Origin of the sequence: Phenylobacterium sp. (assembly GCF_041916435.1) — a bacterium.
Taxonomy (GTDB): Bacteria; Pseudomonadota; Alphaproteobacteria; order Caulobacterales; family Caulobacteraceae; genus Phenylobacterium.
This window is the reverse complement of sequence record NZ_JAYRZM010000023.1, coordinates 1-1,394: the sequence shown is the minus strand read 5'-3', so window position 1 is coordinate 1,394 and position 1,394 is coordinate 1. Positions and strand designations below refer to the sequence as shown.

At 70.9% G+C, this 1,394-nt stretch carries 2 protein-coding genes; one reads left to right on the top strand and one right to left on the bottom strand.

Going from position 1 to position 1,394, the window contains the following annotated elements:
* On the bottom strand, window positions 1–155 hold a 155-nt coding region (locus ACE3TA_RS22555; protein ID WP_374576572.1), incomplete at its 3' end, for a GntR family transcriptional regulator.
* 148 nt (window positions 156–303) lie between these two features.
* Here ACE3TA_RS22555 and ACE3TA_RS22550 point away from each other — a divergent pair.
* Entirely contained in the window at window positions 304–1,134 is an 831-nt protein-coding gene (locus ACE3TA_RS22550) for an NAD-dependent epimerase/dehydratase family protein (RefSeq protein WP_374576571.1), read from the top strand.
* The last annotated feature ends 260 nt before the right edge of the window (window positions 1,135–1,394 follow it).

Genomic DNA, 1,394 nt, shown 5'->3' with positions numbered 1-1,394 from the left:
GTGCGGCTGACGCCGAACTCGGCCATCACCGCGGCCTCGGTGGGCAGCTTGTCGCCCGGCGCCAGCCGGCCGTCGCGGATGCGCTCGCCGAGCGCCTCGACGAGCCCGAGGGCGAGGGTGCGGGGCCGACGCGCGGCCAGGACATCTGGGTTCATGGCACCTCGGTACAAACCCCGATCGGCTTGCCTTGACAGGCCATCGGGCGTCGCTGAACAATGAAGTTATACGACAACTGATGTCCTACCTCAAGCGGATCGGCCCGCACTCTAGCAGACACCGGCCCCGGTACCGCCCGCTCCCGACATGACCGCCCTCCACCCCACCGGCCTGAAGTTCGGCCGCCTCCTGCTGACCGGCGCCGCCGGCGGCCTGGGCCGCGAACTGCGCGGCCGGCTGAAGGCCTACTGCGACACGCTGCGCCTGTCCGACATCGCCGAGCTCGGCCCGGCCGGCCCGGGCGAGGAGGTGGAGCGCGCCGCGCTGGAAGACCGCGCCGCGGTGCTGGCGCTGCTCGAGGGCGTGGACGCGGTGGTGCACCTGGGCGGCATCTCCACCGAGAACAGTTTCGACGCCATCCTGCAGGCCAACATCGTCGGCACCTACAACGTCTACGAAGCGGCGCGCCGCCACGGCGTGAAGCGCATCGTGTTCGCCAGCTCGAACCACGTGATCGGCTTCTACCGCCAGGACGAGGTGATCGACACCCGGGTGCCGATGCGGCCCGACGGCCACTACGGCCTGTCCAAGGCCTTCGGCGAGAACCTGGCCCAGTTCTACTGGGACCGTTATGGCCTCGAGACGGTGAGCCTGCGCATCGGCTCCTCCTTCCCCGAGCCGAAGGACCGCCGCATGCTCGCCACCTGGATGAGCTACGACGACCTCGAGCGCCTGGTCGTCGCCAGCCTCACCGCGCCGGTGGTCGGCCACACGGTGATCTACGGCATGTCCGACAACACGACGAGCTGGTGGGACAACACCGCGGCGCGCCACATCGGCTACCGCCCGCAGGACAGCTCGGAGCGCTTCCGTGCCGCCGTCGAGGCGCGCCAGCCGGTGATCGATGCGAACGACCCGGCGGCCGTCCACCAGGGCGGCGGCTTCGTCACCAAGGGTCCGTTCGAGGAGAACCTGTGAACCAATCCAGCGCACCCGCGAGCGGCCCCGCCAAGGGCCGAATCAAGGCGCCGGGCGACGCCCAGGCTGGCCGCCTGCGCGAGCCCGGCAACGCCGAGTCGGCCCTTTGCGGGGCCACTCCCTCCGGGCTGGGGTCGGGAAAGGCGCTGCGCCGCGTTGCGCCGCTGGCCCAGACGGCCAGTCTGGGCTGCGCGCCGCGCCTTGCTCAGCGCCTTTCTCGACCCCAGCGCGGGTGCGCTGGATTGGTTCACAGGTTCTGA